Here is a 1,499-nt window from a genome sequence, read left to right on the forward strand (position 1 = left end):
AAAATAGACTACTACTGTATAGAATAAGGGAAAGGGGCAATATTATGAGTGAAATGGTTAGAGTGAATACTCGTGTAAGTGCTGATATGAATAGTTGGTTAGATTCAGAAACAGAAAAGACAGGTATACCGAAATCAACGCAAATTATGATAGCGTTAGAACAATATAAAACACAAAAAGAGGCAATGAAAACTATGCAGGAGATATTGGCATTAGCTAAAGAAAAAGGCGATACAGAAACACTAAATAAAATGGCTCCGTTATTCCAACAAATTAAATAATACGTGTAAATTAAATAAAAAAGTAGTTGTTAGTGTAGTGATCTTTCTGTGTTTTATGCCGAGAAAACTCTTTGAAAGGGGTAGGTGTGACGTTATACTTTTTTTGCAGGTAGGACGGAGTCATGCCTGCGGTCTTTAAAAGTTGTCACGCCTTGGGGTCCCCGTCAAAGAGGAAATTGGAATAAATGCAGAAAGTTCACGAAACGAATGACTGCGCAAATGTCGTGTCCCTTATCTTGTCAAAGGGACACTTAAAGGGGAAAAATAGAAAATATAAAAAAAGTAGAGGTGAACCAAGTGGCTCAAATTTATGGGAAAACATTCTCATATCCAGATGGCTCAGGGTATGTAATGATATATAAGCAAGCTCATAGTACATATGATTCAGGGCCTGAAAAGAAGAAAAAAGAACGTGACGATCTTTTCGAGCTGTCCGAAGAAGAAAGAGACGAAGAAAACGCTGGAAGGTCTGCCAGACGCTCAAAAAAGGCTGTAAGGGATTATGTAGCCTGTAATACATTTACACATTTTGTAACGTTAACTTTTCGAGATGAACAATCAGGGAAAGATGACTATAGACTAAAGGTATTAACTAATTGGCTGAGGTACATGAAAAAGAAACATGGTAAGTTTAACTATGTAGTCATCCCAGAAAGACATAAAGACGGACGATTGCATTTTCATGGTGCAGTAGACTTGACTGAGTTCGAATTGGAAAAAGCATATAACAAGGAAACTGGCAAGCCTATAATACGACATGGAAACCACGTGAGAGATATTATAGAATGGCAAAAAAACAATGGTTGGGGTAGTGCTGAAATTATACGGGATCAAAAGAAAACTGCTAATTATATGACTAAATACATTACAAAAGATTTTGAAACCACTGTGTCAAAGCATAAAAAAAAGTACTGGTGCTCAAAAGGATTGAACAAACCAGTACAAAAGAGTTTACGAGTCCTTCCACAATTCAGCCGGCCAGCAGATTGGGAGAATGACTTCGTTATAATTTATAATATTGATGATATGAATAGTATACTGTGAAATAGGGAGTGCATGCAAGCAAGCAAGCGTCAGCACATTGGTGCTGCGCTGCTGCTGCTGCACCCTTTTTTAGTATATATTATTGATTAGGTGCATAACGTATGGTATATTGATGTTGTCGAGAGATTAGGCGGGAGTTACTCCATAGGCTGGGGCATACTCCCTTATCAAAAT

2 protein-coding genes are annotated in these 1,499 nt (G+C 37.4%); both read left to right on the top strand.

What is annotated here, in order from left to right; genetic code table 11:
- Positions 1 to 281, top strand: a 281-nt coding sequence (locus AKA01nite_RS09205) for a hypothetical protein (RefSeq protein WP_222592507.1), incomplete at its 5' end; no start/stop codon positions are given.
- Positions 282 to 578: 297 nt separating this feature from the next.
- Positions 579 to 1,325 (top strand): rolling circle replication-associated protein, encoded by a 747-nt coding sequence (locus tag AKA01nite_RS09210; RefSeq protein ID WP_146925029.1) that lies wholly within the window; start codon positions 579 to 581, stop codon positions 1,323 to 1,325.
- Positions 1,326 to 1,499: the final 174 nt, after the last annotated feature.

Origin of the sequence: Alkalibacterium kapii (assembly GCF_007988865.1) — a bacterium.
Lineage (GTDB): Bacteria > Bacillota > Bacilli > Lactobacillales > Carnobacteriaceae_A > Alkalibacterium > Alkalibacterium kapii.